The organism is Streptococcus sp. 10F2 (assembly GCF_054331515.2).
Window position 1 is genome coordinate 1 of record NZ_JBTGGE020000083.1, and the last position, 4093, is coordinate 4093.

4 protein-coding genes and 1 pseudogene are annotated in these 4093 nt (G+C 40.3%); all 5 read left to right on the plus strand.

What is annotated here, in order from left to right; genetic code table 11:
• Positions 1-136 precede the first annotated feature (136 nt).
• On the plus strand, positions 137-670 hold the full coding sequence (locus tag ACXM1Q_RS08920) for a biotin transporter BioY (protein ID WP_458517756.1): 534 nt from the start codon (positions 137-139) through the stop codon (positions 668-670).
• 24 nt (positions 671-694) lie between these two features.
• Positions 695-1627: a bifunctional biotin--[acetyl-CoA-carboxylase] ligase/biotin operon repressor BirA gene (gene birA / locus ACXM1Q_RS08925; RefSeq protein ID WP_458517757.1), complete on the plus strand. Its 933-nt coding sequence runs from the start codon at positions 695-697 to the stop codon at positions 1625-1627.
• Between the two features lie 222 nt (positions 1628-1849).
• Positions 1850-2641: a trans-2-decenoyl-ACP isomerase gene (gene fabM, locus ACXM1Q_RS08930; protein WP_458517758.1), complete on the plus strand. Its 792-nt coding sequence runs from the start codon at positions 1850-1852 to the stop codon at positions 2639-2641.
• 107 nt (positions 2642-2748) lie between these two features.
• On the plus strand, positions 2749-3183 hold the full coding sequence (gene fabT, locus ACXM1Q_RS08935; RefSeq protein ID WP_458517759.1) for a fatty acid biosynthesis transcriptional regulator FabT: 435 nt from the start codon (positions 2749-2751) through the stop codon (positions 3181-3183).
• Positions 3183-3968 (plus strand): annotated as a pseudogene (locus ACXM1Q_RS08940) (beta-ketoacyl-ACP synthase III); the annotation flags it as partial. The gene fabT and the pseudogene ACXM1Q_RS08940, both read left to right, overlap by 1 nt.
• Between the last annotated feature and the right edge of the window lie 125 nt (positions 3969-4093).

Here is a 4093-nt window from a genome sequence, read left to right on the forward strand (position 1 = left end):
TAAAGCTGCTGTTTCTTTACGTGTATGTCCCTCTTTAACATATTCAAGGACCCGCTTTCTAAAATCAATTCCGTATGCCATAAAAACAGTATATCATATACAGTTTATAATCTAAAAGAGTATAAAGGAGCTCAGAATGTTCACAATACGAGATATTACTCAGATTGGCGTTATGACCAGTCTGCTGATTGTACTAGGTTTGCTTCCGGCAATTCCACTAGGATTTATTCCTGTCCCAATCGTTTTTCAAAATCTTGGGGTCATGCTGGTTGGAGCGACTTTAGGAGCAAAAAAAGGAACTTTTACCATGTTGCTTTTTTTCCTGCTTGGTATGGTGATTCCCGTTTTTTCAGGAAAATCTACGACCTTTGCTGCACTAGCTGGTCCAACTGCAGGCTATCTTTTCGCCTGGAGTTTGGTTCCCTTATTCATGGGGTTACTCCTTTCAAGGTCTGGGCAGATTCGGTTTTCAGTCCTTTTCATGCTAACGATTCTGATAGGAGTCATTTTTGTTGATGTGGTGGGCTCGATTTGGTTGGCCCATGTCATGAATATTTCTCTGCGTCAATCTTTGCTATCTAATCTTGTCTTCGTTCCAGGAGATCTCTTAAAAGCTCTTGTAGCAAGTCTCATTGCCAATCGTTTGTTAAACAGGAGTATCTTCTTCTAATTTATTGTTGGGGTATTGATGATTATGAAAACTTATGAAAAAATATTTCAAGAACTCTTAACTGCTACAGATTTTATGAGTGGAGAAGCACTGGCAGAACAACTTCAACTATCACGCGCAGCCATTTGGAAAGCTATCAAACAGCTGGAAAAGCAGGGGATTGTGATTGAGAGTCTGAAACATAGGGGCTATCGTTTGCTAGCTGGAGATATCTTATTACCAGAGGTCATTGCAAATCGGACAGGCCTTGCTGTCTATCATCATGTAACGAGTGCCTCAACGCAAGTCGATGCTAAGCAAGGCATTGAGGCTGGAAATCCTAGTCCTGCCCTCTATTTGGCTTCTAGTCAAACAGCAGCACGCGGACGATTCTCCCGTCCTTTTTTTACTGCTGAACAGGGCGGGATTTACATGAGTCTTCACCTAGAACCGCAGGTTCCCTTTGACCAACTCCCCAGCTATACCCTCTTGATTGCAGCGAGTATTGTGAAGGCAATTCAAAATCTGGCAGGAATCGATACGAATATTAAATGGGTGAATGATATCTATCTTGGGAATAAAAAAATTGCGGGTATTCTGACAGAGGCCATCTCAGATGTTGAGACTGGGACCGTCGCTCACATTATTATCGGAGTTGGAATTAATTTCTTCATTTCAGATTTTCCAGAGGAATTAGAAGGCAAGGCTAGCTCTCTTTTTGCCAGTCAGCCCCCCATAATTAGAAATGATTTGATTACTGAAATTTGGCGAATCTTTTTTACTAGTAATCACGAAGATCTTTTTGAACTCTACAAAAAACATTCCCTAGTCCTCGGTCATGAAATTAGCTATCAATCGCAAGGGCAGAGCTGGACTGCTACAGCAGTTGATATTCTAGAAACAGGTGAGTTAGTTGTTGAAACGAGCACAGGGCTCCAAAAACTTTCCAGTGGAGAAATTAGTCTTACTAAGTGGTAAAAAATACAGGTAGAATGCCCAACTGTTCTACCTGTATTTTTGCTTGGGAGTAAGGTTTTATCGGCTTACTGTACTTGTTTTTTTATTATTTTATACTTCAAATAATTTATAGGTTAAAACTAAAAAAATTGTAAAAATTCTTGAGAATTTTATGAGCTTGTGTTAAAGTAGCTAATAAGGTTTGATAATCAAACCATTTAAAAATAAAGAGAAAGGGGTTTTATGGCATATTATGGAATTCTGATGGAAAAAACGGATGGGATTGCAAGATTGACTTTCAATCGGCCAGAGGTAGGGAATGGATTTAATATCCCCATGTGTGACAGTATTTTAGAAGCTCTAGCGGATGTCGCAAGAGATGAATCTTTAAGAGCCCTAGTGATTCAGGCAGCCGGAAAGGTTTTTTCTGTTGGTGGTGATCTGGTTCAAATGAAAGAAGCGGTCGATAAGGACGAGATCGATTCTCTGGTTCGCATAGCAGAACAAGTAAACGAGATTTCCTTGGCCTTAAGAAAATTAGGCATTCCAGTCATTATGGTTGTAGATGGTCCGGTTGCTGGTGCAGCCTTTAATATGGTCTTAGCTTCGGATTTTTGTATTGCCTCAGAAAAATCGAAGTTCATTCAAGCTTTTGTGGGAGTTGGTTTAGCCCCAGATGCAGGAGGTTTATTTCTATTGACCCGTTCAATTGGAATGAATCGAGCAACGCAAATTACCATGACAGGTGAGGCTATTTCTGCAGTGAAGGCCTTAGATTGGGGATTTGTTTATAAAGTTTGCGAAAGTGAGCAATTAGAGAAAGCAGTCGAACAACTCTTGAAAAAGTTAACTCGAGGCTCTAAAAATACCTACCGAGCCATTAAGGCCTTGGTCTGGGAAAGTGAATGTTCCGCTTGGGAAAACTATGCTAAGCTAGAACTATCCTTGCAACAGGAATTGGCTTTTACAGAAGATTTTAAGGAGGGTGTGAGGGCTCATTCAGAGCGACGCCGTCCAAAATTTTTGGGCAAATAGTTTTATAATCAAATTATTTTACAATAAAACCTTGCAAGATGATTCATTGTTTGTTATAGTTTGATTATCAAATTTTTGACAAAAAGAATAGTTGTAGGAGGCCCATCATGGATTATCAACAAATCAATGATTACTTGGTTGATATTTTCAATAATGTTTTAGTTATTGAGGAGAATAGTTTAAAAACGAGTCGCTTTAAGGATCTATCAATTAAGGAAATGCATACCATTGATGAGATTGGTAAAAAACCAGATGTAACTCCAAGTGAAATTGCAGAAACACTCATGGTGACTCTGGGAACTGTGACCACCAGTCTTAATAAACTTGAGGCAAAGGGATATATTGTGAGAACACGGTCCACAATTGACCGCCGTGTAGTTCATCTAGGACTAACCAAGAAAGGACGATTGATTTACAGACTGCATAGAAGATTTCACCGTGCCATGGTAACCCGGATTACGGATGGTATGGAGCCAGCAGAGCTGGAGGTCATGCAACGGGGATTGAAAAAACTACATCAATTCTTAGAGGAGCTTAAATAATGGCTTTTGCAAGAATTAGCCAAGTGGCTCATTATGTTCCTGACAATATTGTCACCAATGATGATTTATCAAACATTATGGATACTTCGGATGAGTGGATTAGGAGTCGAACAGGAATTCGCTCTCGTCACCTTTCAATGGGGCAACAGACCAGTGACTTAGCGAGTGAGGTAGCCTATCAGTTACTGGCAAAATCAGGATATAGGGCTGACGAGTTAGACTTTGTTTTAGTGGCGACCATTACACCTGATTCGAATATGCCATCAACTGCAGCTCGTGTCCAAGCAAATATCGGTGCTGTCAATGCTTTTGCTTTTGATATCTCCGCTGCTTGTTCTGGTTTTGTGTTTGCTTTGGCAACGGCTGAAAAGTTTATTCAATCAGGGACCTCTCAAAAAGGTTTGGTTATTGGTGCTGAAGTATTTTCCAAGGCACTTGATTGGACGGATCGTCGGACAGCGGTGCTCTTTGGTGATGGTGCTGGTGGCGTTTTGATTGAACAGTCAGAGACGAATTATTTTCTAGCTGAAAAACTCTACACTGATGGTAGTAAAGTTGGTTTGGAGTCAGGAATGACACGTCTGCATCATCCTTTCTATCAAGGGGAAGAAGTTAACCCCTACTTGCAGATGGATGGACGAGCAATCTTTGATTTTACGATTAAGACGGTTTCGCAGAGTGTGAAAGACATGATTGAGAAGATGGGAGAACCTGATTTTCTCCTCTTGCATCAAGCGAATATCCGTATTTTGGATAGGATGGCAAAAAAAATTGGTGTTCCACGGGCAATGTCATTAAGTTAAGGATTTCGAAAGCTCCTAAATTGAGCTTTCGAAATCCTTTTTTTGCTATACTTAGGCTAAAGGAGGTGGATAGAATGCCAAATCAAGTAAGGAAGCAACTACGAAAT